General features: G+C 48.3%; 13 protein-coding genes. 2 read left to right on the forward strand and 11 right to left on the reverse strand.

Annotated elements, in window-relative coordinates; translation table 11 throughout:
- Positions 1–21: 21 nt before the first annotated feature.
- The 3 genes from M3630_RS06070 to M3630_RS06080 form a co-directional block, all read right to left on the reverse strand.
- Entirely contained in the window at positions 22–5,412 is a 5,391-nt protein-coding gene (locus M3630_RS06070; protein ID WP_251251551.1) for an RHS repeat-associated core domain-containing protein, read from the reverse strand.
- Between the two features lie 62 nt (positions 5,413–5,474).
- Positions 5,475–13,217 (reverse strand): S8 family serine peptidase, encoded by a 7,743-nt coding sequence (locus tag M3630_RS06075; protein ID WP_251251552.1) that lies wholly within the window; start codon positions 13,215–13,217, stop codon positions 5,475–5,477.
- Positions 13,218–13,395: 178 nt separating this feature from the next.
- Positions 13,396–14,292 (reverse strand): PhzF family phenazine biosynthesis protein, encoded by an 897-nt coding sequence (locus M3630_RS06080; RefSeq protein WP_251251553.1) that lies wholly within the window; start codon positions 14,290–14,292, stop codon positions 13,396–13,398.
- Positions 14,293–14,418: 126 nt separating this feature from the next.
- Between M3630_RS06080 and M3630_RS06085 the strand changes: the two genes are divergently transcribed.
- A complete protein-coding gene (locus tag M3630_RS06085; RefSeq protein WP_251251554.1) occupies positions 14,419–15,288 on the forward strand; it encodes a LysR family transcriptional regulator in 870 nt (289 codons plus the stop codon).
- Between the two features lie 18 nt (positions 15,289–15,306).
- Positions 15,307–15,684 (forward strand): DUF3899 domain-containing protein, encoded by a 378-nt coding sequence (locus M3630_RS06090; RefSeq protein WP_251251555.1) that lies wholly within the window; start codon positions 15,307–15,309, stop codon positions 15,682–15,684.
- A gap of 49 nt (positions 15,685–15,733) precedes the next feature.
- Here the strand turns inward: M3630_RS06090 and M3630_RS06095 are convergent, their stop codons facing one another.
- The 8 genes from M3630_RS06095 to M3630_RS06130 all read right to left on the reverse strand — a co-directional run bounded on the left by M3630_RS06095 (position 15,734) and on the right by M3630_RS06130 (position 25,974).
- Positions 15,734–16,684 carry an ABC transporter ATP-binding protein gene (locus tag M3630_RS06095; protein ID WP_251251556.1) on the reverse strand — a complete coding sequence of 317 codons (951 nt, stop codon included), beginning with the start codon at positions 16,682–16,684 and terminating at the stop codon, positions 15,734–15,736.
- Positions 16,681–17,703: an ABC transporter ATP-binding protein gene (locus M3630_RS06100; RefSeq protein ID WP_251251557.1), complete on the reverse strand. Its 1,023-nt coding sequence runs from the start codon at positions 17,701–17,703 to the stop codon at positions 16,681–16,683. The genes M3630_RS06095 and M3630_RS06100 overlap by 4 nt, the downstream gene beginning before the upstream one ends.
- Positions 17,704–17,723: 20 nt before the next feature.
- Positions 17,724–18,659: an ABC transporter permease gene (locus M3630_RS06105; protein ID WP_173609126.1), complete on the reverse strand. Its 936-nt coding sequence runs from the start codon at positions 18,657–18,659 to the stop codon at positions 17,724–17,726.
- 9 nt (positions 18,660–18,668) lie between these two features.
- Positions 18,669–19,601 carry an ABC transporter permease gene (locus M3630_RS06110; RefSeq protein WP_173608534.1) on the reverse strand — a complete coding sequence of 311 codons (933 nt, stop codon included), beginning with the start codon at positions 19,599–19,601 and terminating at the stop codon, positions 18,669–18,671.
- Positions 19,602–19,616: 15 nt separating this feature from the next.
- Entirely contained in the window at positions 19,617–21,050 is a 1,434-nt protein-coding gene (gene pepV / locus M3630_RS06115; protein ID WP_173608535.1) for a dipeptidase PepV, read from the reverse strand.
- Positions 21,047–23,122, reverse strand: a complete 2,076-nt coding sequence (locus tag M3630_RS06120; protein WP_251251558.1) for a sigma-54 interaction domain-containing protein — start codon at positions 23,120–23,122, stop codon at positions 21,047–21,049. Before M3630_RS06120 ends, pepV begins: the two co-directional genes overlap by 4 nt.
- Positions 23,123–23,197: 75 nt before the next feature.
- Complete coding sequence (locus tag M3630_RS06125) at positions 23,198–24,868, reverse strand: peptide ABC transporter substrate-binding protein (protein ID WP_173608537.1); 1,671 nt, start codon at positions 24,866–24,868, stop codon at positions 23,198–23,200.
- Between the two features lie 80 nt (positions 24,869–24,948).
- Positions 24,949–25,974, reverse strand: coding sequence for an asparaginase (locus tag M3630_RS06130; RefSeq protein ID WP_251251559.1), 1,026 nt, complete (start codon positions 25,972–25,974; stop codon positions 24,949–24,951).
- Positions 25,975–26,010 lie beyond the last annotated feature (36 nt).

Below are 26,010 nucleotides of genomic sequence, written 5' to 3' on the forward strand. Positions count from 1 at the left end.
GTTTCGCAGTAAGATTATTTCTTACCTTTTTGGTTCCACATAAAATTTTGCGAGATACGGCGTTATATATTTTTTCCACCTTTCAACATTAGAGTGCATTGCAGAGTGAGCCTCAATTGGGTCGTACTCCTCCCCTAATTCAATTTTTATATTTGCTGCATTTGAATACTCCCGTTTGGCTTCACCAAGTAGCCATACGCTTCCCCCATTTACCTGTACACCATCTCGTTCATTGTAAACATGTAGATGCTGTCCCACTGGATACTCTAAATAATATTCAAGTTCCCTTACAGGAGTAGCAATAGTAACAAGCGTTTCCACCTGAATTCCTTCATGTTCCAAAACATTTGCTGCTAAAATTGATACATTTCCGCCATGACTATGACCAATTAGCCGAATTGGTTTCTTCTCATTACCTTTAATACTTCGCCAATTCATGATTTCGCTTGCCAAAGATTGTGCTGCCTTTACCCTTGCCGTATTGTCGTTATCACCTGACCACTCAAATTTTCTTACATCCTCTTTATATAAACCTTTGAAATACGTAACAAAATCATCCTTCCAAGTAGAATTATCCGAAAACGTCCCATGAACTAGCCATGCATCATGTCCTGTAGGATCAATATACTTAACCGGATTGTTGTGAGTATACGTATACCTGTTGAGCGTCAACGGATTATCCACTTGCCCCTTATACGTATCCTCGGATATAAACCGTCCTATCTTCGGATTGTAATATCGAGCACGCAAATAATAGAATCCGCTCTCTTTGTCAAACATCTCCCCCGCATACATAAACGGATTGGAAATTGTCTCCTTGACCTTCTCCGCAATCAGATTACCCCAGATGTCGTAATCATACGTATTCAAGACATTCCCACTCTGGTCTTTGATCTTAACAACATCACCGTGGCTGTTGTAATAGTAATTGCCTTCAAGATTCGACGCATAGTCTTTTCGCCAGATCAACTGGTTACCAAACACATTCCGTGCCTTGACCCTGCCATCCTGCGTCAGCTCTTCAATCACTTGCCCATTCAAATAGACGTAGTGAGTCGTATCCGTCACGCTGCCAGTCTGTTGCTTCGTCGCCCGCAGTCCACCTGGATAATACGTGTACGTCGTTGTCCCTTTCTCGTCCTTATACTCCTGCAAACGATTAAACAAATCGTGCTTCATTTCATAGGAGCTTAAGATATTACCAGGAGCATTGGCATACACTTGGCGGTTGCCGCGCTTATCATAGGCATACTGCTTAACGTTTCCTTCAACCGATTCTTCCTTGATCCGGGAAAGCTTGTCGTACACAAACAATCCATAATTCGTACCGGAGCGCTTTTGACTGGTGATATTGCCAAACAGATCGTAGCCATTTGTCTCGTTCCAGCCGTCCGCGTGATTCAAGGCTGTTTTTTCACCGAATGAGCTGACCGATTGCTGCATCGCTGTCGGTTGTCCCGGATACGATACAGCATTGGTTTCTCCTGAGTTACTAATATCATACGTGTACGTGGTTGTTCCGACTCCCGGGATCGCCACCGAATTTAAGCGGTTTGCGTTGTCATAGGTGTATCCGACACTTAGAGATGGGGCAGAACCAGATACCGCACTTCTTGCAGGGTATACAAGTGTATCTACCGAATCGTCATTGTCTGAATAAAGAAGCTGGTAGTCTTTGCCCATCATCGTCTGGCGATTCTTCCGATGGAATCCATCGTAGCCATAGCTGATAGAGTTTCCTGTGTGGTTATTTTCGCTCAAAAGCAGACCAGACTGTGGATCGTACACCCGCTCTTCATAGAAGGCTGTACCAGAAGAAACTTTCTTCAGTTCATGGAAAGGCGAATATTCGTAGTTGAACGTGACGCCGTTTTTGTCCTTGTAGCTCTTCACAAGACCGCTTTTATCGTAGGTGTACGTCTCTGCTCTCGTTTCCGGATTCTTCTCGGAGAGCTTCCATGCCAAACTATTGTAGGTATATTCTGCAGTAGTCGTGCCATTTTCCAGAACACTGGTGAGATTGCCTAGCGTATCGTAGCCATACACGTTTACGTTATTTTCCGGGTCCTGCAAATATACGAGATTGTCGTTATGATCAAAGCGCATACTCCACGCTTGGGAAGTCTTGCCGTCAGAGATTTCTTTATGGGTTACTTTCCCGAATCGATCAGTCTGATAGTTTGTCACGCGATGGTGACTGCCACTTTGGGTCGTCTCCTCTGTGCTCTCCACTCTTCCATACAAGTCGCGATAGGTGGTTACGATGAGCCCATTGGGAGAGAGCGTTTGTTCCGTCAAGCGCGGCAAATATTTCGATCCCTCTGAGTAGGCATTGTTTCGATGATTCTTGGTGGTTCCAAGCGCATTCGTCGTTTGATACAAAAAGCCATCCCAGTCATACAGATACGAGGTGCTTTCCCCCTGCTTCCCAAAAGGAACCATGCGGCTAACCTCTAACCCATCCGGCGTGAACTCGTTTTCTACCAAGGGACGTTTCGTACCTGTTGTGCCTACCTGCTCTTGATAGGCCGTATCTCCATATGGGGTGTAGTAGGTGATGAGCTTCGATGAATCCGGTGCAATTTTCTCCACGATGCCCGGTCCCTCTGTCGTCGCCCCAGAAGCTTCGCCGTCCCGATAGACATACGTAATGCTTCGTTTTGCGCCTTGATTATGAAAAGTCTCCGAAAGAGGTCTTCCTAACTCATCGTATTCATAGGTAGCCTTGCTTCCGTTCGGATAGGTCTGACTTTTGATTTGGCCTTTGTCATCGATTTCGTAGGAAAAATTCAGCACATCCGATTTTCCGCTTTCCAGCTCGACACCTGCGAGTGTGATCTGCGTGGGCTGAATTCCGTATTGATCATAAGCGGTAAAGGTCTGCGTCCGTGTTTTTCCTCCGCCAAAGTTCTCCGTTATCGAATAAAGCTGTTTGTTTGTGTACTCGTAGGTCCGTTCAACCGATTGACTCTTGGGTGTATTGATTAAATTGGCAGGGAACGAGTTGATCTCCGTTTCCTTCCGAAGCAAATATTGATCGTTGTACTCAAAGGTGGTATTCGAATAGTAAGGATCACCGGATGCTGTCGTAGATTGCGTTCGGGCTGCCTTCAATACGGAGAAGGTCCGGAAGCCCCATGGATTCAGCGCCACCTCATCATATGTCCATGTACTCATAATCCCGTCTGGCGCAATCTGCTTGATCAGTTGTCCATAATGGTTGTATTCCAAATACGTCTCTTGTGCGTAATTGTTGATCTTGGCAGCATACTGAGCACGCTTGGAAACATTCGGGTCTTTCAGGTAGTGATTGTACACATCCAGATCGCTAACGGACGAAGTCGGTTCGAGAAAAACGTACTGATACGTCGGCTTTGTATTCCGACCGGAGTAGGCATAGGTCGTGTAAGTAGTGGGATTATACTCGACCCGGTACTTCGCGCCAGATACATTTGTTCCGCCTTTACTAATGCCTGTCGTTTTCTCACTTCTCAGCAAAGGATTTCCGTCTTGATTGACCTTGTAAATGGAGTTCTTCGTGTAACGGGATGCCTCTGATTCGGTGACATGAATGGTATCCCCATGTCGATCCGCAAAATTCTTCAATCTGGGCAGCTGTTCCTTTGGCACCTTCCATACCTCACGGAAATTGCCGTTATCTGTATAGCTCTTTTCCAGCTTATACGTATTTGTACCGCTCGGTGTTTTCTGTGTATAGCTGTACGATACTTTATTGACAGGATGGTAGGATACATAGCTCAAGGCATGCTTGTCTTGAAAAATTCGTACGAGTCCGTCATTGAAGGTAGTTTGACCTAATTGATAGGGGCGGTAATCGTAATTGATTTTTAAGCCCTGCAAGGGATAAAACGCTTCTTGCATGAGCAAGTAATCGATTTCCGAGCGTTTCGCTACATCGGACTCCCAGAACTTCGCTGAATCCTGTAGGGCTTGATCTGTAGGCAGCTTTTCCAGCGTATAGTTTTTGTTTAAATTGAAATAGGCAATGCCCTTTGTTTTGGGATCATGATAGGCATACCGGGCCACTGTATATGCGCTGCTGCCGCTCCCTGCTGTCGGCAGGACTTCTACGCGAACAAGCTGATGGTAACTGCTCAATGCGAACTTTCGTTCAAAATGGTAGCGAATGTGCTTGAGCACGGTGGTCTCAGTCTTGTCTTTGTATACAATCAAGTCCTGCGTGGTGTCGTTTTGCTTTCGTTTCAGCACCACATAACGGCCGACACTGTCTTCTATGCTCACCGGCTCTCCATCGCTATTCAGGTTGTACTTGATCGTGTCCCCATAAATATTGGATTTGACGACCGTTCCCAACGTGACATCAAACTCGTACTTCAAATTGCGGTAATGCAGCGTGTACTTCCGATTCACTTCGTCAATCGTGAAGAAGATGTCTTGATACGGATAATTCACAAACTTGTTGAACCGGTATTCTAAAGATGTGCCGTCCTCTAAAGTAATGTAATACCGATTACTCGATGGATCTTTATCTACTTTGGTAGAGTAAATTTGTTGACCTGGATTATAGGGGTCGTCCCTTACCGTTACGGCCTGCTCCCGGGTGACAATATCCAATCTGGGCATATTAAAATCCCAGCCGGTTGCAAATTTCTCATTGGACTTCAGTGCTTCATTCTTGGAAAAGTCCTCATCCCAGCTTGGCGCACTGATTTTACTGCTCAGGGAGTGGTATCTGCGTTTTATGTCCAGATCCAGTCCATGCTTTCCTGGCAAGTAGAGATCTTGCTCGACCAGGTTCGCAGCACGGTATAGATCATCGACGGATTGCTCTGTTTTTGAACGAGCAAAACGAAACTCCTGATCCTTCTCGGTGTATTTTACCGGGGGTGGAGTAGTGGATTGGACCTCCATCTGTTCTTCCAGTTGTTTCAATTCATTGATTTTAGATAAAACGAGAGGGGTTAACCGCTGCAAGAGGTCTTTGCTTTCCTGACTCAGATTCTCGAATTGGGTGATAATCTGCTCAGAGGAAAGACGTTTGACTTCTTCTTGTTCTTCTGCTGTTAGTAATTGCAGCAGCTCGGAATAGAAATAGGCTGCGAATTTTAACAATGCTCTGTCAAAACTGCGATGAATGTCAATAACAGTGTCAGTCTCTAGCTGCGTCCATGTAAGCGAAGAAATATCCGTTTCCGTGTACTCGATTGGATTTTTTGCTTCTCCTTTGTCATTGGTGATTGACTCGCCCATGGATTGTTGAATCTCTTCGATTGCCGTGTCTGGTGTTACTGCTTTCTCACCTGAGGTTATATGAGAGATGGACACGGGGGAGGATTCATTTGCGAACGTCGTTCCAAGCGGCAACATTGTCGTGCATAATGCAAGGCAAAGCACAACGATCATGAGTGATTTTATGGAAAAATGTTTCATAATGCCTCCGTTAGAGATATTCGTCCCCCCATGATGCGACGGGGGGACTGCATGAACATGGATTAGGGTACAACCGTAATCGTTATCATTTTAAACTGTCCGCCGTAAAACACCTTGGCCTCTGTTGTTCCAGGATTCATCCCATGCACAACACCTTTCACGATAAATCCAACCCGAGAATCTACTACCGAGTAAAGGCCTTGTGTTGTTACATCCAGCGTACTGCCGTCCTCCAGTGTTGCTGTGACCTTAATCGGTCGCGTGCTGCCAGCTCGTACCTCCACCTTTTCCTGATCCACATGTAGTACGGTTCCTTTTGGTGGAAGCGTCACTGCATGCTTGACACTTTTTAACATGTTTCCATTCTCGTCATGAATGAAGGTGACGGATTCTACGCCATTTTCTTTAATCGCCTTAATCCGATTGTTTTGATCATAAACGTACTCATAAAGAGTCCCACCAGGGTGGGGAGCAAAAACGGTAAAGGAAACACTCACTGGATAACTCTCGGTATTGCTCAATTTGATCGTGTAGCTGCCCATCCCCAGCTCATAATTGATTTCTGAAGGAGTTGGCGTTTCTTTTGGTGTTACGGCATTTCCATTGGACAGCACCGTGACAACCGGATATTTATTTGTTTGGTTTTTCAATTGTGTCATCATACGATACTTGCCAGGAATGGTTGTATTCATGATCATCTCTACTGTTTGACCGGGCTGAAGCGTAATTTCCTTTGGTTGGTTGAAGGTAAAAGCCTCTCCCCCTGGCTTTGCCAGAAGCGTAGCGTAAATAGAATCATTAGCGACAATTTTTACATAATAGGTTTTTCCTGCAACAAACACGGGGTTGACTCTTCCATTCGCTCCCGCCGCAACCTCCTCATGTGCCTGCAAGCTGGCCGCTTTATAGACGGAGATAGTTGCATTTGCTGGTAAACCCGAATCGTTGTTTAACGTGAATGAATACGCTCCATTAGTTCCGGCAACGATTTTCATGTATTTCGCCTCATTTGCAGGGAAATACATCCGCACCGGGCTGTTCTCGACCATTCCATTAAAATTGCTTTCCGCTGGTTTCGTTTCAACCGTAATCGAACTGCTATAGCTGCTAATCCCGGCTGAAGTATACGCCCAAAGTTTGATGGTATACACACGCGCAGGCTGAAGGCCCGTGATCGTATGGCTGGTAACATCGCCCACTTTTTTGATACCACCGCCATCGATCTGGATGCCGTAGTCAATGGCACCTACAGACGGACTCCAATAGATTTTGAGTGAATTGGTTTCGGCCTCTGCGTTAACGATACTTGGTGCATCCGGCTTGTCTTCCACCGTTAAGCTTCCGTAGTAATAAACTACAGTCGGCTCTGTCACTTGGATATTTTCGTACGTCCCCGATCCGATTTCCCGCCCCGTCCAATTCAGCTCCCACTGACCGGTGGTTCCTGTTGTTGTGAATTTTTTGGCGGAATGAGAGGAGGACACTTTGGCTTCAATCGTTTCTCCAGAAGTAAGCTTCGTGTATGTTCCATCCAATATAAAGATGTCATCAAGGTCCATCACTCTCTTGGCAACCGGCGTGTAGATCACGATTTTTGGAAGTGCTTCTTCCAGTCGGACGGAATAGTTAACCGCTGGTGTCCAAGCTCCCCGGTTATCCTGCGCCTGCACTGTCCAGTAAATGGTCTGGTGTAGCATCTCTTTTGCAAGGGGGAAGGAGTACCTGCTCACAACTTGTCTGTTCTGGGAAGCCTCCGGGATCAGCTCCTCTTTTTCACCAAGCTCGTTTCCACCTGGTGTGAAACCTACTCGTAATTTTGTCGAAACGATTTTGTCCGTGACATCATTTTCATTGAGTGTATAGTTGATGGTTCCTGTAAGCCCTCTGTCCAAGGTGACAAACTCCGTACTGGATACGACCGGTGCTTGATTGGCAGCCAGAACACTGAAATTCAACTTCGCAGTGCCGCCATAAACATAAGCAGGCGTCTTCGGCATAATCGAGCGAATTCGTGCTTCCACTCGGGCATTTTTCTCTATCACACTTGTATCAAAAACGTAGGAACGTGCTGTGCCTGTCAATTTTTCGCGGATCGTTGAGGTGACATGCCCACCTTCGCTAATATAAATGAGCAATTCTTGCGATTCGATTTTACTGGAGTGCCCACCGTAGCTTGCGTAATCCCAAGTCAGTGAAACCTTTTCTCCTTTTGAAATTTCGGTTCCATCCTTCGGAGATGTCCACTTTGCGACAACCACAATGTCTTCCTTTTCGGCTTGCGCTCTCATGTCCAAAGTGAAGTCTACTTTTTCACTGAGTGATCTTCCTGATTTTTGATCGACTGCCCAGACCCGAAGAGAATACAAAACATCCGGCTTTAGGTGATGGGTGGGTAGGTTGAACAAAAATGGTTGGTGCTTTTCCGAAGCCGTAAATCTCGTTAACTCTTGTGGATCTTCATCATCCAGCTGGTACCAAATGTTTACCTGATCTCCTATATTCGGGTCCATGGCAAAACCTGATATCGCGACAACATCTTTGCCATCAACGGTAGAGACTGCTGCTCCCACAGCGGGAGAGGTCAAATAAATTTGGGGAGACGCATTATCGTTAACGTCGTTGCTCACGTACGTAATTTCAGGTGTCCATTTAAGTAAATCCCCGAGGCTGCTTTCTTTTTGATCCACTTGAAACAAGAGCGCATCTCCTTGCTCTACCTCAAGTTCTTCTTGAATTTCCACACCAATTTCATCGTTGAATTCGATAGATTGCCAGCCAGTGGACGGCCAAATTTGTTCATCGTTTTTCAGCAATCGAACGTTTACCCCATCGCCCTCATCGATTTGAATTTTGGAAATCCAACCGCTAACCTGTATTTTTCCTGAGCGTGGCGCTTCCCATTTAATGACAGGGTTTGAGCTGCCAACTCTTATCCATGTATTCCCGATGGCCGTATCGTGATGACTCTTCCATTCTTCTGTTTGCTTGTTCCACGTCAAATCAGCATGACGATCCCCTGACACCTCTTGGTAAGACCAATTGTCCTTGCCTTGCTGATCTGAAAATTGCAGCCAATAGGTGTATTTGTCGTGAATCGGCTTCACAATCGTGATCGCCTTTTCCATGCTGGTCTGTTTCCCGTCTTTTTCCGTAACCACTACAGTCAGCTGATGCTGTCCCAAGTCCAGATCATTCACTTCCAAAAGATACGAAAAACCTGGTTTTACAGGAGGTGCCTCTGGGTACATTCGCAAAATATCCGGGCGATCCAATCCATATTTCGCCTCACCCAACGCAACGCCATCCATTAACACTTCAATTTTTTCCACTTCACCAGAAGACATGAACCAACCTGTCACGTTATAGCTTCCGCTAATCTGTTCATTCTCTCCTGGAGCATCAATCGCACCTGTCGTCATCAAAGCGCCGCCCTTCACATGAACAGGCACTTGCTGAACAATGCCAGCATAAGTGACGGACAGAACGGTATTCCCTGGCGCTAGACCCGTTATCACACCAGTAGCGTCTACTTTTGCAATGGCTGGGTCTTGAATCGCGTAGGTGACTGCGCCTGTTACGTCCTTCGTACTCTTGTCCCGATAAGAGGCAACCACAGTGAGAGAAACGGTCTTTTCTTTCTCAAGATCAATTTTGGGGAGATTGGTAGTAATCCCTGTTACGGGGCCAACTGTTACTTCTTTATCGAAGACGAGACTTTCTACTCCCTTTTTGTTGGTTACTCGTACAGTTATTTTGTGCTCTCCTTCATTGAAGCTCATTGTATGGAGCAGATACTGAAATCCTGCATTCGCATTCTCATAGCGTGGATACAGGGCGAAAATGTCAGGACGAGGTCCGCTATATACTGCCGTTCCTTGTAGCTGCCCATCCACCAACACTTCTATTTTGGCTACACCATCCGGATCAAGCAGCCATCCCTGAATCGTTGTGGTTCCTCCAATTTCTGCTTTGTCTATCGGAATGTCGATCTGTCCTTTTGCAACCAGTGGGCCAGAATCTGTTTCCGTCACAACCACGGGAATGGTTAGGGTCTGACCTCCATAACTGACAACAATCTTGGTCATTCCTACTTCGAGTCCTGTGACGATCCCCAGTGGACTCACGTGGATCACATTGGCATTCTCGTACGAATATACGGCATGCGCAGTCACATCTCTTGGACTTTGACCAGCGGTAGTTGCGGTAATTTGTAGCTTCTGCATCGACGATTTTGCCAAGCTAATGCCCGTTTCCGTATGCTTCAAACTATCCGCCGCAGCTACTTCTCCAACCACGAAGCTTTTCTCTGGCAACGGGTACTGTTTTCCTTCACTATCCGTCACTACAACAGTCACCGTGTGATGGCCGGATTGCAACTCGGACAAATCCACCGTATAGCTGAATCCAGCATTCGTATTCTTATAGTCTGGATGCAGCAGGGCAATGTCAGGTCGTGCTATTCCTGAATTGGCTTGTCCGACTTCTTTTCCATCAAGGACGACCTGATAACGAGTAGGCGTAGAAGGATGCAAAAACCAGCCCGCTATCGTATACGTTCCATTGATAATCGCGTCATTTGCTGGCGTTTCTATTTCGCCGATTGCCTTTCGTACTTCTGCTGCTGTAATGACGATTGGTATCTTGATATTCTGATTTCCGTATTTGATCGTAAGACTCGTATTGCCCTGCGCCAGAGCCGTAACTACGCCGTCTGGACTCACTTTTGCAACAGATGGATCTTCTACGGTATATATGGCTAGCCTGGTCACATCCTGCTTGCTCTGATCCTCCAATTCTGCTTTGACAGTGAGTGGATGTGACTTTCCTTGAGAAAGCTGCAGCTCGGTGATATCTACGTGCAATCCGATGGCCGGGAGTAATTCAACCATCTGTACGGTTCTTGACCCCAGCATCGTTTGATTGCCATCCTTGGCAGTTCCGCGCACAGAAATGGTATGCTTTCCTTTCTGGAAAAGGCCTGTGTCGAGGCTGTAATGAAATCCAACGTTGCTACCTGGTAAAGAAATATCCATAATCTCGATTTCGGGACGCGGAACTCCATACGAGGCTTCCCCGATTACAACGCCATCCACCAACACCTCAATGCTCGAGACGCCGCTTGAGGCGATAAACCAGCCTGTTACAGGGTAGACTCCGCTAATCGTCGCATTGTCGAGAGGATTGTCCAATCCCCCTTGGGACACTCCAGCAGCAGCTTTTACCGAGATCGGTATCGTCAGCACTTGTCCCTGGTAGTCGACAATCACCGTGGTCTGTCCGATCCGAAGACCCGTGATGATTCCGTGATTGGAGATGCTGGCAACTGTAGAATCCTCAAGGGTGTACTTCACTTCTCTTGTTACATCTCTGATTTGGTCATTTTCCAAAACAGCCGAAATGGTAAGCTGCTGTGTATTCCCTTGTGATAGTTCGACCTTGCTTACATTTGCAGCTATACTCTTGGCTGGTTGTGCACGCTCGATAGACACGGGACGTTCTGCCAGGACTTGCTCTTTGCCTTCCCGATTAACAGCCATCACCGTAATGGTGTGCTGCCCTTCCGTCATTTGGGCCGTATCCAAAAAATACTGAAAACCAGAAGTAGCATTTTGATAAGCCGGGTACGCCTGCGCGATATCCGGTCGCGATTGCCCGTAAAGAGCTTCCCCGACCAAATTCCCATCTGCATGAACCTCAATCTTTGCTACACCTGCCGGATCTAAATACCAGCCTTTAATGAGAGAGGCTCCCGTCATTGTAGAGTGATCGGCTGGACTCTCTACTTCCCAACGCGGTATGAGCGCGATTTTTTCCTGGATCGTGACAGGAATCGTGATGGTTTGTCCTTCATAGCGAATCGTCACACTCGCTGTTCCCATTCCTGTTGCATTTACGAAACCAGTTGGAGATACCGTTACGATATTTTCATCCGAAGAAGTGTATTCAGCCAGCATCGTGACATCTTTTAGCGTTTTATCTTCGAGAATCGTAGAAACAACGAGCTGATGCGTATTCTCGGCCGTTAGTTCCAGCTTGGAAACATCTGCATGAAGGCCCTCTACCGGCTGTTTATTGCCAATATAGAACGTATTTCCTTCGATAACTGTCTGCTCACCATTCTTGTTTTGAATGGCAAGCGTAATTGTATGCAAACCTACACTCATTTCTCTCGTATCCAGGTTAAAATGAAAACCTGCGTTTCCATTTTGATACGCTGGATACTTGGCCTCAATATTGGGTCTGGGGTCACCATAGGTTGCCTCCCCAACCTTTATGCCATCAACCATGATACTGATTTGGGACACGCCTGCTGGATCTAGGTACCATCCCTTCAGCTCATACGCACCGACAATTAATTCACCATTTTCTGGCTTATCAAGACCGCCACGTGGGGTCAAAGGTACATTTTCACTAACCACTACCGGGATTTCGATCGTCTTGTCTTCAAACGTTACGACCAATCGCGTCTCACCAATGCCAGTCGCAGTCACCAGTCCTGTTGGCTTTACTGTCGCGATTTTTTCATCGTTACTGACATATTTCGCTTCCTCGGTAATGTCTTTGGTCGTGTCATCTGTCAGCTTCGCCTTGATCTTCAATGGATAGCTTTGCCCTACGGAAATAGCCAGCTCGTTAGGAGAAGATTCAATCGCCTGAATCCCGAGAGTATCTGTATTCCCTAACTCCAAAGCTTTTTCCAGGTTCACCAGCCCTTTGCCATAAAAACGTGGCTCCCCAAGAGGTGTTGCACTCTCGACCAAAATATCCCGGACTTCATCGTTGGTTGCCTTTCCCTTCTTCGACCAAATGACGGCTGCGGCACCAGCCACGTGAGGAGCAGCTAAAGAAGTACCCGAGCGCAGTTCATATCCTTTGTGAAGGGAAGTGCTTAAAATGTCCACGCCCGGAGCCATCAGGTCCAAACCCGCTCCTACACTGGAGGTATCAGCACGCTGGTTATCCCGATCAACGGAACCTACCGACAACGTTTCGGGATATTGTGCCGGGAACAATTGGGTATCCTCCCCAAGACCTCGGTTGCCCGCTGCTGCAATGACCAGAATTCCATGCTCATTTGCCCTTTTTATCTGGTCATGCAATGCGCGACTGTCCACGGCCCCACCCGCACTGATCGAGACGATATTCATGCCATTTTGGATGGCCCATTCTATTCCCTGAATCATACTCGAATATTTGCCATGACCATTTTCATCAAGAACTTTAATCGAATAGATTTCCGCTTCGGGTGCGACTCCTACAATTCCAAGATGATTGTCTTTACCGGCAATCACCCCAGCCACAGCGGTACCATGACCGTGGGCATCATCATAATCAGGTTCACCTTCTACATAGGAAATGCCGCCACTCACTTTCAAATCTTCATGACGAGAAATGCCTGTATCCAAAATTCCTATCTTGACATTTTTACCCACGTAATTTTTGCTATGGGCCTGAAGTGCTCCTACGTGCTCGACTCCCCAAGGGATCTCCTGTTTTTCTGCCAGGTCGATCTCTGCCAACTCAGTGTCACTATCTTCCTCCATGTACGCTACATTTGGATCTTGAGATAATTCCTCCCTCTCGCTTTCAGTTAAGGTAGCTACCATAATTTTGGAGCTGAGTTGTTGCACAGATGTTCCTTGAATGGCGCTCCTTTTTGTTCGTTTACTGTCTTTGAAACCAATCAAGTATGTTTTGCTTTTTTCCGTTGCACGCACCTGCTCAGGAACCGTTTGCAAAAACAGTAAAGAGAGTAGGATAAATACGTTACAAATACGAATGGAACGGATGAATGTACTGTTCATCTCTAAGACTCCCTCCCCCATACCGGTTCAAAACCGCAAGAAAATAAGTACAGGTAAAATTATTGAAATATTCCTTAAACACACATTTGAATTATAATGAATTCCTTATATTGGATCAACAGGAAATAAAGACAAAAAAAGACGTTCTTAGACAAGAACGCCTTTCTCTTTTCCTTATTTATCCCCTCATCTGTCCCGCAATCGTCAAATGCGCCTCACCCGCTACGCGAATAACAGGCTCCTCTCCAGATCGATCAACCGTTACATACAGCTTTCCTGGCCGACCAATCGCATGTCCTTGCCCTATGACGAGTTGCGTTACTTTACCAGCAGGAATCAACTCTTCCAATGCCAGATAGCCAGCCAGTGCCCCGTTTGCAGCACCTGTTACCGGATCTTCCGCAATCCCGATCGCAGGCGCAAAATCCCTCGTATACAAGTCATAGCCTTCAGGAGCATCCCACGTAAACAAATGGGTGGTTGTGATGCCGTGTTCCCTGTTCATTTCTGCGAGCGAAGAGAGCAATGGCTGCGCTGCATCGATGGCCTTACGAGTGCGGACCGGAACGAGCAGATGCCTATTGCCAGTGGAAGCGAGCTTCATCGGATAGCGATCATCCAGATCGGCCAATGTTATGCCAACCAGCCTCGCTAGCTCTTCGCTGTCTAATTCAATCTCCTGCACAGAAGGCTTGATTTGGGTCATTTCCACTCGCTGTAACTGGCCATCCTCCTTCACCAATTGAACAGGAATCAAACCGACGTTTGTCTCAAACACGATACGGCTCCCCTTTTCCAACCATCCGCGTTCTGTCGCCAATAGCCAAGCAGAACCCACTGTCGCATGGCCGCAGAAATCGATCTCAACCGAAGGAGAAAAGTAGCGAATGCGAAAATCTGCTCCTGGATGGTCGGATGGCATCAAAAAGGCAGACTCAGGAAGATTCAACTCATTGGCAATTTTCTGCATTTGTTGTAAAGTCAAAGTACCTGCTTCCGGGATGACGCCCGCGGGATTGCCTGCAAACGGCTCTTTCGTAAACGCGTCCACATGATATACGCTCACATGATTCATGGTTTTTCTCTCCTTTTCATAAACGAATGCTTCTCTTGCTTTTCATCATAAAATGAGGCAACCGCGCTGTAAAATGAAGCTTTCGCATACCAACCATGATAAAAACTTCATGAAAGGAGGCGCTCCATGACTTTGTTTCAAATGGAAGTCCTTGTGGCTGTCACCAACACTGGCAACTTCACGCGAGCAGGAGAGCAAATCGGTTTGAGCCAGTCTGGTGTAAGTCATACGATCGGCGCACTGGAGAAAGAGCTCGGCATTTCCTTGTTCACCCGCAATCGCAGCGGTGTTAAGCTGACCGCAGCTGGCGAAAAAATCGTCGCCTCTGCCCGGACGATATTGGAAAACGTCTCACTGATTAAACAGGTGGCTGCCGAATCAAACGAGCATGTGGAGGCAACGCTCCGGATTGCTTCTTTTCCCAGCGTAACTGCTCAGCTCCTGCCAAAATTGCTAAAGTCGGTAGAAAGTCACTATCCGCATATGCAAACAAAGCTATATGAAGGAAGCTATCAAGAAATAAAAGAATGGATTGTCTCGGGGGTTGTCGATGTCGGTTTTCATGTGTGGCCCGATGACGAGCTGGAGGGAATTTTGCTAACGACAGACGCCCTGCAGGCTGTCGTGCCAGCCAATCATCCCCTGGCAAAAGAGCCCGCGCTGACCTTGGAGCAATTAGCCCGCGAATCGTTTCTCATGCCCATGGCGGGCTGTCACTTGTTGATTGGCGCGGAGTTTGCCAAGGCTGGTCTTACACCAAATGTTACCTATGAAATCGCTGATCATACAACGATATTGGCCATGGTAGAAAGCGGTGTTGGGGTGACAGTCGTTCCGTCACTGACTCTACCAGCGCAACTACCCGATGTCGCTGTCATACCAATCACGCCGCCTCTCTCTCGGCAAATCGGCTTGGCTGTACGTTCGCTTCGTGAAGCCCCACCTGCCGTTCAAGTCTTTTTGCGGGAAGCAGAGAGCATTGCACCCACACTATAAAAAGGACGTGCTTCTTCGTTGAAAAAATGGCTCATTCTCCTACTCGCTCTCTCCGTGATCTGCAGTGTGATTTTAGGGATTACCATACAAGCCGATACGTTAGTGCCATTGATTAACCAGAGCTTTTTAATCGGGCTTTTCCTGTTGATCGCAGGGAGTATTGCCGTCGTGACACGTTCTGGATTTTTCACGATTTTTCTGCGTGGCTTCAAGCAACTGAAAGGGATGTTTTTCCGCAAACCTCGCATGATGGACAGTGATATCGTTCAAGCAAACGACCCTGCTTTCGAGGAAAAAAAGGAGTCGTTCGTACGAATCGGAACCTCGCTTTTTCTCACGTCGGGCACTGGGCTGATTGTCTTCTCGATCGTTCTAACCTGTTTCTACTATCTTTAATCTCAAAAAAGGGCTGTCCCACCGAGCGGGAACAGCCCTTCTTCCTCTCTTACGACTTTATCAAATGACAAGCCACCCAATGCCCGGGTTGTGCCTCCTGCCACCTCGGCACTTCTTCCGCACAACGAGGTTGTACGAGTGGGCAGCGTGTACGAAAACCGCAGCCACTCGGCTTGTTGGCTGGACTTGGCAAATCTCCCTGCAAAACGATACGCTCTCGCTTTACCGTCGGGTCCGGCACTGGCACAGAAGAGAGCAAAGCCTGCGTATACGGGTGCAACGGACGAGCGTACAGCTCATAGCTCGACGCCAGCTCTACCATTTTGCCCAAATACATGACGCCAATCCGGTTGGAAATATGTTTGACCATGGACAGATCATGCGCGATGAACAAATAGGTCAATCCGCGATCATGCTGCAAATCCTCCAATAAATTGACGACTTGTGCTTGAATCGAGACGTCGAGTGCAGAGATCGGCTCGTCGGCAATAATAAATTCCGGCTCTACTGCCAACGCCCGCGCGATTCCGATCCGTTGGCGCTGTCCCCCACTGAATTCATGCGGAAAACGCTGCGCATGGTCCTTATGCAAACCCACTAGATGGAGCAGTTCCGCCACACGCTCTCGTCTCATTCCGCGATTCAGATGGTGGATGTCCAAGCCCTCTGCAATAATATCCTCCACGGTCATACGCGGGTTCAGACTTGCTTGCGGGTCCTGGAAAATCATCTGGGCATCCCGGTTGAACTGCCCCGCTTCTTTTCCCCGAAGCTGATGAACATTCTTCCCTTTGAACAGCACTTCGCCATCTGTATGGTCATACAGGCGAATAATCGTCCGACCTAGCGTAGACTTCCCGCAGCCACTTTCGCCGACCAGACCGAACGTCTCCCCTTTGTTGATCGTAAACGAAACACCATCCACTGCTTTCAAATCAAATCCCGTTCCAAGCGAAAAATACTTTTTCAAATCGCGAACATCAAGCAAAGCCTCTGTCATACTCCCTGCCTCCCTGCTGCCACCAGCTCCTGTATTCGCGGTGCCCGTGGATCGTGAAGCCAACAAGCAGCCTGGTGTCCACGACCGAATTCGCTCGTCACGGGCATCTGCTGTTCGCATATTTCCATCGCAAAATCACAACGTGCAGCAAACGGACAGCCGACTGGGGGATTGAACAAATCTGGAGGACTGCCTTCGATGGGAATCAGCCGTTGCTTTTCGCCTTCATCCAGCCGTGGAAGAGAACGCATGAGTCCCCATGTATACGGGTGACGAGGACTTGCAAAAACGTCCTCAACCGTCCCCGTCTCTACAACTATCCCCGCATACATGACAACCATGCGATGAGCAATCTCCGCTACGACTCCCAAATCATGCGTAATAATCACAACAGATAACTCCTGTTCCTCTTGCAATCGCTTGAGCAAATCCAAAATCTGCGCCTGAATCGTCACATCCAGTGCTGTCGTCGGCTCATCAGCAATCACCAGCTTGGGTTGGCAAGCAAGAGCAATCGCAATGACCACACGCTGACGCATCCCTCCGCTGAATTGGTGCGGGTACTGATCGATTCGCTTTTCCGGATCGGGTATTCCCACGAGTGAAAGCATCTCAATCGCTCGCTTTCTCGCTTCCTCTCTCGATACTTGATGACTGCGAACGAACCCCTCTACGATTTGTGTCCCTACCTTCATCGTCGGATTGAGCGCCGTCATCGGGTCTTGAAACACCATGCCGATCTGCGTTCCGCGAATACCGAGCAGCTCTTTTTTAGGCAAGTGACTGATCTCCGTTCCTTCAAATACAACCTTGCCCCCGACGATTTTTCCAGGTGGATTAGGAATTAATCCCATAATCGCTTGAGCTGTAACGCTCTTGCCACATCCACTCTCCCCTACGATGGCAACAGTCTCCCCTTTATCCACGTAAAAGGACACGCCGCGCACAGCTTGTACCTCGCCACCATATGTCTTGAAATTCACCCGCAAGTTATCGATTGTCAGCAAATGCTGATTCATCCTCATCCCCCCTGTCGTCTCTAATCGCGTAGACGCGGATCAAGCGCATCCTGCAAACCGTCTCCGAATACGTTAAAGGCGAACATCGTCAGCGAGATCATCAATGCCGGGAAAAACAGTCGCCACCAATCACCCGTCAAAATAACGCCCAAGCCATCGTTTGTCATCGTCCCCCAACTGGCGACGGGAGCTTGTACACCGAGTCCAAGAAAGCTGAGAAAAGATTCCGCAAAAATCGCCGATGGAATCGTAAAGGTCAGATTGACGATAATGACGCCAAATGTGTTGGGAATCAGATGCTTGAGCAAAATTCGTGAAAACTTCGCCCCCAGCACTTGGGCAGCCAGAATGAACTCTTGATTTTTCAATTGCAAGATTTGTCCGCGGACCAACCGCGCCATGCCGACCCAGCCCGTAGCAGACAGGGCAATAATAATCGTCAGCATTCCCGGCTCCATCACTACCATGAGCAAAATGACGACCAGCAAATACGGCAGCCCATACAAAACCTCGATAATACGCATGATGATCGTATCGATGCGATCCCCTCGTTTGCCTCGCCCTGCCATATAACCCGCAATTCCCCCGACTGTCACTCCGATGACCAGGTCGATGAATGCCGCGACAATGCCAATCGTCAAAGAAATCCTCGCCCCATACCACGTACGGGCAAACATGTCACGTCCCAGCTCATCCGTCCCGAACCAATGCTCTGCGGAAATTTCCTGATTTTTGGTCAGCAAGCTCTGGTCGGAATAACTATACGGCACGAGATTCGGTCCAATGATCGCCATGCCAACCAAAGCGAGAATAATGAAAAGGCCGAGCATAGCCAGCTTGTTTTTCAGCAGCTTCCGAACGACCTGCTGCCCATTGCTGAGACTGGGTCGTGCAATGACATTCGCCTGTATATTTTTCGCCAACGGGCGAAACAACGGGTCCACTTTGTGCTCCATCGCCACAGTTTATCTCTCCTTGTTGGTCAGCTTGATCCGTGGGTCAATCAGGGTGTATGCCATATCAATCAGGAAAATGGTAAAAATCAGAATCGCACTGTAAAAAATCGTCGTACCCAAAATGACCGGATAGTCACGGTTGAAAATGCCGTCTACGAAGTACTTGCCAATGCCCGGGATTGCAAAGATTTTTTCCACGACAAAGGTTCCCGTTATCAAACTGGCAATCAAAGGACCAAGAAAGGTGACCACAGGCAGAATCGCATTGCGAATTCCATGTCTGACGACAATGATAAGCATGGGAATCCCCTTTGCCTCTGCTGTTCGAATGTAGTTCTGATTCATGACCTCAATCATGCTGGCACGCATGTAGCGGGTAATGACCGCAACTGGACCAAAGGCGAGCGCCAATGAAGGCAGTATCGTATGCATCCACGTACCCCATGTCGCAACGGGAAAGAGCGGCAACTTGATCGCGAAGAAATTGATCAGAAGCGGTGCCATAATGAAGCTCGGAATCGCTACCCCCAATACGGCAAGCGCCATGGCAACGTAGTCCAGCCATTTGTTGCGATTGAGCGCTGCGATGATGCCCAACGAAATTCCGAAAAGGAGTGCGATCCCAATCGCTTGCACACCCAACCACGCAGATGCTGCAAAGCCATCGGAAATCATGTCATTGACTCCACGAGAGTCTGATTTGATGGATGGGCCCAAGTCAAGCATTAACAGATTTTTCAGATATAAAACGTATTGAACAGGCAATGGCTCGTCCAGGTTGTATTTGGCACGTAAATTATTGAGAATTTGCTCTGGCAGCTGATCCGACTCGGAGGCAAACGGGTTCCCCGGAATGGCATGCATCAAGGCAAACGTCAGCGTCACGATAATCCACAGGGTGACGAACATCATCAAAATACGTTTTACCAGATAGTTTGACATGGAAGTCCTCCTCGTTTACTTAGCCAGCTCGTAAATGGCATGCGCGTAAATCGCCATGGCACGCAGCAGGTCGTCAATCTCGGCATATTCATCAGTCAGATGGGCCATGGATTCTTTGCCTGGAAAGAGCGGGCCGAAAGCAACACCATACGGCATGATTTTGGCGTAAGTTGCTCCACCTGAGGAAAGAAGGGTCGCCGGCTCTCCCGTGTGCTCCTCGTACACCCGCGACAAGGTACTTATCACAGGATGATCTTTGGGTACATAATGCGACTTGGATGTCCGCAAAGCGGAAATCGTCCAGCCCAGCTCTGCAGTCCTTTGCTTCAATTTCTCTACGTATTCTTCACAGGAAACAGTCGCCGGATAGCGTATATTGAGCCGAACTGTGCCCCCTTCGCTGGAATCGTAATGCAATATCCCCGCATTGACCGTCAGCTTGCCTGACACTTCATCCTCACAAGCCATATGCAGCTGGTGAGCAAAATAATCTTCATGCAGAATATCAGCCAACATCGTAAGAAAAGACAAACTGGAGCCACCAAACGGATACGAGCGTAAAAAAGTAGCCAACAAGGTTCCCGCATTCACACCTTGGAATGGCGCCATCCCATGAGCTGGCTTTCCTGCGAGCGTGAATTGCAACTGTCCCAGCCCTACCAGTTCCATACGACCAGTTGTGTGATTTTCATTCAGAAACATCTCCCAGTCTTCCGCCAATCGAGAAAGGACGACCTCCTGCCGCGCCTGAGAGTCCAGCCGTACAAGAGCGACTGCTTTTTCGGGAACACTGTTGCCTTGGTCACCGGAGACAAAGGAAGCTAGTTGCCACACACCATTTGGTTCGATTGTTTCCATCGCTGGAATCGTCAACGTTGGGTTGATCTGTCCCTTCTCGGCATGTGTCATCGGAAAGGAGGAATCAGGTGAAAAGCCAATCGGCGGGATGCGATCATGCTGGGCAAAATGCTTCATGCACAGCCAGCCGCTCTCTTCATCTGTTCCGATGATCATTCGCACGCGTTTTGTCAGTGGCAAGCCTGAATCCTTAACCAGCTTTAGCGCATAGTACGCAGCCATCGCTGGGCCTTTGTCATCAATCGCTCCCCGTGCATAGATGCGACCGTCGCGAATGCTCGGTTCAAAAGGCGGGGTCGTCCAACCTTCTCCCACAGTGACGACATCGATATGAACGAGCACGCCGATCTCTTCTTCCCCACTGCCGAACTCGATTGTCCCCGCGTAACCATCCAGGTTTTTGATCTGGAAGCCATCCAGCTCACCGCGTTCGAGCATGGCTTCAAGCGCAGCGGCAACACCTTCACCAAATGGCTTTCCTTCTTTTGCCGTCGTCATGTCTTCGATGCTGTTAATGGAAAGAAAAGATTTCAAATCATCCAGGTACTGCTCTCTTTGCAAAAGCGCTTGCTGCCGCCAGTAATCGCTCATATGCGTTCCCCTGCTTTCATCCGATGTAGATAGGCAAGAAACGATTCACCTTTCGAGGAAATCTGACTTCCTTGTCTTCCTTTTCCCACTTGAATCAGCTCATCCTGCTGCAAAAGCTTCAGGCGATAGCGCAACTGTTGCAAGGTAACCGAGTGACCTTGTTCTTGCAACTGCGCAAGTAGCGTATAGCGTCCGCCGCTTCCGTGCCCCAGCTCCTGCAAAATAGCCGTGATTTCATCCAGAAATCCCCGTTTTTTATATTCGGTGACGATACTTTCACATTCGTTGTGTAGACCATCTACAGGCAACGGCGCTTCCGGTATTTCCCGTAGAAACGGCAAATGATACGGATACGCTTCATCCTCCACGACATGCGCTAAATACTCGATTACATTTTCGAGCTCGCGAATATTTCCAGGCCAATCGTACTCATGGAGCGCCCGCATCGCTTCATTGGTCAACGTAAACGGCGGACGGCGCAAATCATAGGAATATTTTTTCATAAATTGATGGGCCAACCACGGGATATCCTCCCGTCTGTTCCGCAGGGGCGGCAAATGAATCGGCAAGATATTCAGACGATAATACAAATCAGCACGGAAGGCCCCTTCCGCAATCATCCGCTGCAAATCTTGATTCGTTGCTGCGATGACGCGAATATCTGTCGGGATGATCTTGCTGCCGCCTACGCGCATAATCTGTCGTTCTTGCAAAACACGAAGCAGTCGGTTTTGAATAGCAGTGCTGGCATCTCCGATCTCATCGAGAAAAATGGTCCCTTTGTGGGCCAATTCAAACCAACCGATATGTCCACCTTTACGCGCTCCGGTAAAAGCTCCTTCTTCATAGCCGAACAGCTCGCTTTCCAAAAGAGATTCCGATATGGCAGCGAAGTTGACCCCAACAAACGGCTCTCTTCTGCGTGGCGAAGCATTGTGGATAGCCTGGGCGAGCAATTCCTTCCCTGTCCCTGTCTCTCCCAACAACAGTACGGTGGAGTTGCTTCTTGCGATTTTGCGGGCAATCTGAATGATTTTTTGTACAGGGGTACTCTCCCCATAAAAATCATCAAATTGGTATTTGGCTACCAATCCTTTGCTGTAAAGGCGCATGCGATAATCATGCTCCAGCTTTTCAATTTCTGCCGCCTGACGAAACAAAAGCAGACTCCCGAGAAAGCTTCCTTCCATGACGATGTGCATTTTGCGGAAAAAGTAGGTTTTGTTCGCCCAATCTACCAAAACATCCTTATTCTCTTCACACTGCCGGATCAACTGATAGAAACTCGCAGGCAAGCAATTGGACGCCCGCTCACCGACGACTTCATTCCCTTCCATCTGCAACGTATCGATCGCTTTCTGATTGACAAAACGGATGTTTTCTTTTTCGTTCATGGCAATCACTGCGTCTTCGATTCGATTGACGATGGCCTCCAAATATTTGCTCAAGAGATGCGCATGCTGAATCTCGTTGTTTAGCTCTTTGGTGATATCGACCAACGATTGCATGGCGCGTGCGGTCACCTTTTGAAAATTGCCGTTTTTAAAATGAGAGTAGATGGCAAGCCATGTAGATAAATCGATGATCCGATACCCGATATCGACAACTTTGCGAATGTGCGGGGGGACATGCTCTGCCTCCCCTGGCGTTACTGCAATCTCGATGTCAGGCGGATAGTCAGCACCTGGATAATAAGGATATAGTTCAAAATCCATCCCTGACGCACGCAGCAATTCCACATTTTCTTCAGCAGTTTCCTTGGTGTCACTGACGAGAAGCACTTTCACGCCTTTCGGGATTTCCAGCATGCCGCGCAAATTATGATATGGCAGCATTCGCTTGGCAACGATGATGCTGGATTCTTTCGGCACATACGGTTGTACAAGGGGGACGATGCTTTTCGTAGATACAATAACGAGAGCACCAGGCGTGATCCGGCGTAACGGAATCTGGTCGACTCGCATCGCCTCGACATGGATATCATCGCCGATTCCCAATTCATGATATTGACTAACGACGGACTGCAGAAACTCATCCATTCTCGCAATAAATATAATCGATTTTTTGTCCATATCAGCCGCTCCAAGATGTAAAGTGAAGACAAGAACGATTCGAATATTCGCTCTTGTCTTCGCTTATTTTACTTATTACTTATTGCCGATTTCTACCCATTTGTAGTCAATCGTGCCGACTGGATGGCGAACAATGCCTTTAATGTTTGGCTGCTCCATAAATACTTTTGTGCCGAAATAGATAGGTACGAGTGGCATTTCATCCATGAAAATTTTCTCCGCGTCATGCATGAGCTTGAAGCGCTCGGGTTCGTCAGCAGTGTTGCGAATCTTCTCGACCAGTGCGTCATACTCTTTGTTGCTGTAATTGATACGGTTTCCAGGATGGTCAGTCACGAACAGCTCCAGGTAATTGACCGGGTCTCCGTAGTCGGCAGGAATCGTCGAGCGGGAGAATTGAAGAGTGCGGGCACGCTGTTCTGCCAAGAATACTTTCCACTCCTTGTTTTCCAGCTTCACATCTACTCCGAGATTTTTCTTGTACATTTCCTGCAAAACTTGCGCAATAGCCTTGTGCGCATCACTGGTGTTATACGTCATGGTGACAGGCGGGAGGGTTGTCCAGCCTTCTTCTTCCATCCCTTTTTTCAGCAATGCTTTTGCTTGCTCTACATCGTTATCCTTGAAGAAATCCCCGCCCTTTGTGCGGAAATCCGCTCCGTCTGGCTCCGGGAAGCCCAATGGTACGTGAGCCATGGCAGGTGTTTGTTTCCCTTGCACAACATTGTCGATCAAGGTTTTGCGATCGATGGCCAGTGCAAATGCTTTCCGAATGTTGGCGTTCGTGAATGGAGGCATGGTAGTGTTCATCCGGTAGTAGTAGATGGACGCTTCTGTCTCCACCTTCGCTTCTCCGGAATCGATCAACTGTTTCTTCATATCATTGGGAACGGTCTGGATCATGTCGAGCTGACCTGTTTTGTACATTTGGAATTGCGTATTTTCATCGTTGACCATGACAAACTCGATTCCCGCATATTTGATTGAATCACGGTCCCAGTAGCCGTCGTTTTTCACCAGCTTCACGGATTGGTCATGAACCCAGTCTTCCATTTTGAATGGTCCATTGGTTACGATGCTTGCGGCGCCTTCCGCCCATTTCGGATTGCTCTCCACTACTTTTTTATTCACGGGGAAGAAGGTCGGCTGCGTCAGGATGTGGAGGAAATAACCTGTTGGTGCCTTCAGCTTTACTTCAAACGTCTTCTCGTCAACGGCTTTTACCTGTACGCCGTCTGCATTTCCTGTTCCTTTGTTGAACGCTTCTGCTCCATCGATGTAATAGGCGAGGAAAGCAGACGGGAATGCATTGTTCGGATCGACAATGCGCTTAAACGCAAACTCAAAATCCTGCGCTGTGACTGGTTCACCATTCGACCATTTGCTATCACGTAGGGTAAAGGTGTACGTTTTTCCATCCTCACTCACTGCCCATTTCTCAGCCATGGCTGCTTGCGGCTTGTGATCCTTGTCCAGTCGAACCAAGCCTTCCATTGTGGCATTCAACACTTCGTTGGAAGTACTGTCAAAGCCCTTTGGCGGATCGAGCGAAGGTGGTTCGGTCTTCAGGTTGAGCTTGAGTTTTGCAGCGGCATTGGCTTGTCCACCTGAATCTGAGGACGCTTGACCTGCTGTACCTCCCCCTCCTGGCTGTGTCGGCGTTGCCGACTGACTACAACCTGTAATGGCAAGGACAGTGACAAGTGCAGCGGTACTAAGCAGCTTCCATCCTTTTCGCATGTTCATTGCATGTGACCCCCTTTTCTTTTTAAACAACATGTAGCCTTTGTTGCTTTATGAATAAACGGCACTGCTGGGAATGCCATTTATACACGTAAAGAAAAATCTGTCTTGGCTAGATGGAAGGACGTCTCGATCCGTCCAACAACGTTACCACTCATGTTTGTAATGGGCGGGTTGGTATATTCAGCGAGCCTATCCAAAGCACCATCTAGGCCAATTCCCAGTTGACGAAGCACTTCATTGACGACCGGGTTGATCGCCCGTGGTCCTCCATCCTCGATTTTGATGGCAATGCCCAATCCTGTTTCTCTATCCCCTAAGCAATACACGGACTCAGCGCCTGCCTTCCCTACGATACGACCGCCAAAGGCTGACATGAGGTCTGTGCAATATCGATTCTCGCCTCCGACCATTTCGGGATGAGCGGTCATGGCATCCGTAATTCGCTGAACCGCTTTTCGTCGCTCGGGATTCTCGATTACCTCTGGTCTCGCCAGCTTGGCGAATGCCCACGCGTAATGGGCGAGCGGCAATTGATGGACGGGAACCCCACAGCCATCTGTCCCGAGGTTGATTTTGTCTTTGGGGTAGCCTGTTATGTCCTCGACTACTTCGAGAATCCGTTGTTGCACCGGATGCGTAGGCAAATGATAAGTAGTTACGTCCTCCCCCATATGTGTCGCCGTGGCAATCATGCCGGAGTGCTTGCCGGAGCAATTCGAGAATACAGGTGTAAGCGACTTGCCCTCCCGAATCAGCTGTTTGTAGCTCTCCTCATGCCGTGGCACATGTGTCCCGCATTGCAATGCTGCTTCTGGCTGACCTGCTCGCGCAAGCATCGAGAGCGCCCGCGTCCGATGGCGTGGCTCTCCACTGTGAGAAGCGCAACAGAGCGAGAGATCAGCTGGCTCAAAACCATACCGGTCTGCCGTCCCCGTCTCGATTACCGGAATCGTCTGCAACGGCTTCATACTGGAGCGTGCATATGTGAGGCGATGGGGGTCCCCGTACGAATATAGCAATGTCCCCTGCGAATCAACGACTGCGATATGACCAAGATGTGAGCTCTCTACCTGTTCTCCCCGGTATACGTTGGCAACGACGTTCATAGCAAGTCTCCTTTGAGTGTGAATAGTAGAATGATT

It is taken from the genome of Brevibacillus sp. MER 51, assembly GCF_023714195.1.
In the GTDB taxonomy this organism is placed as follows: Bacteria; Bacillota; Bacilli; order Brevibacillales; family Brevibacillaceae; genus Brevibacillus.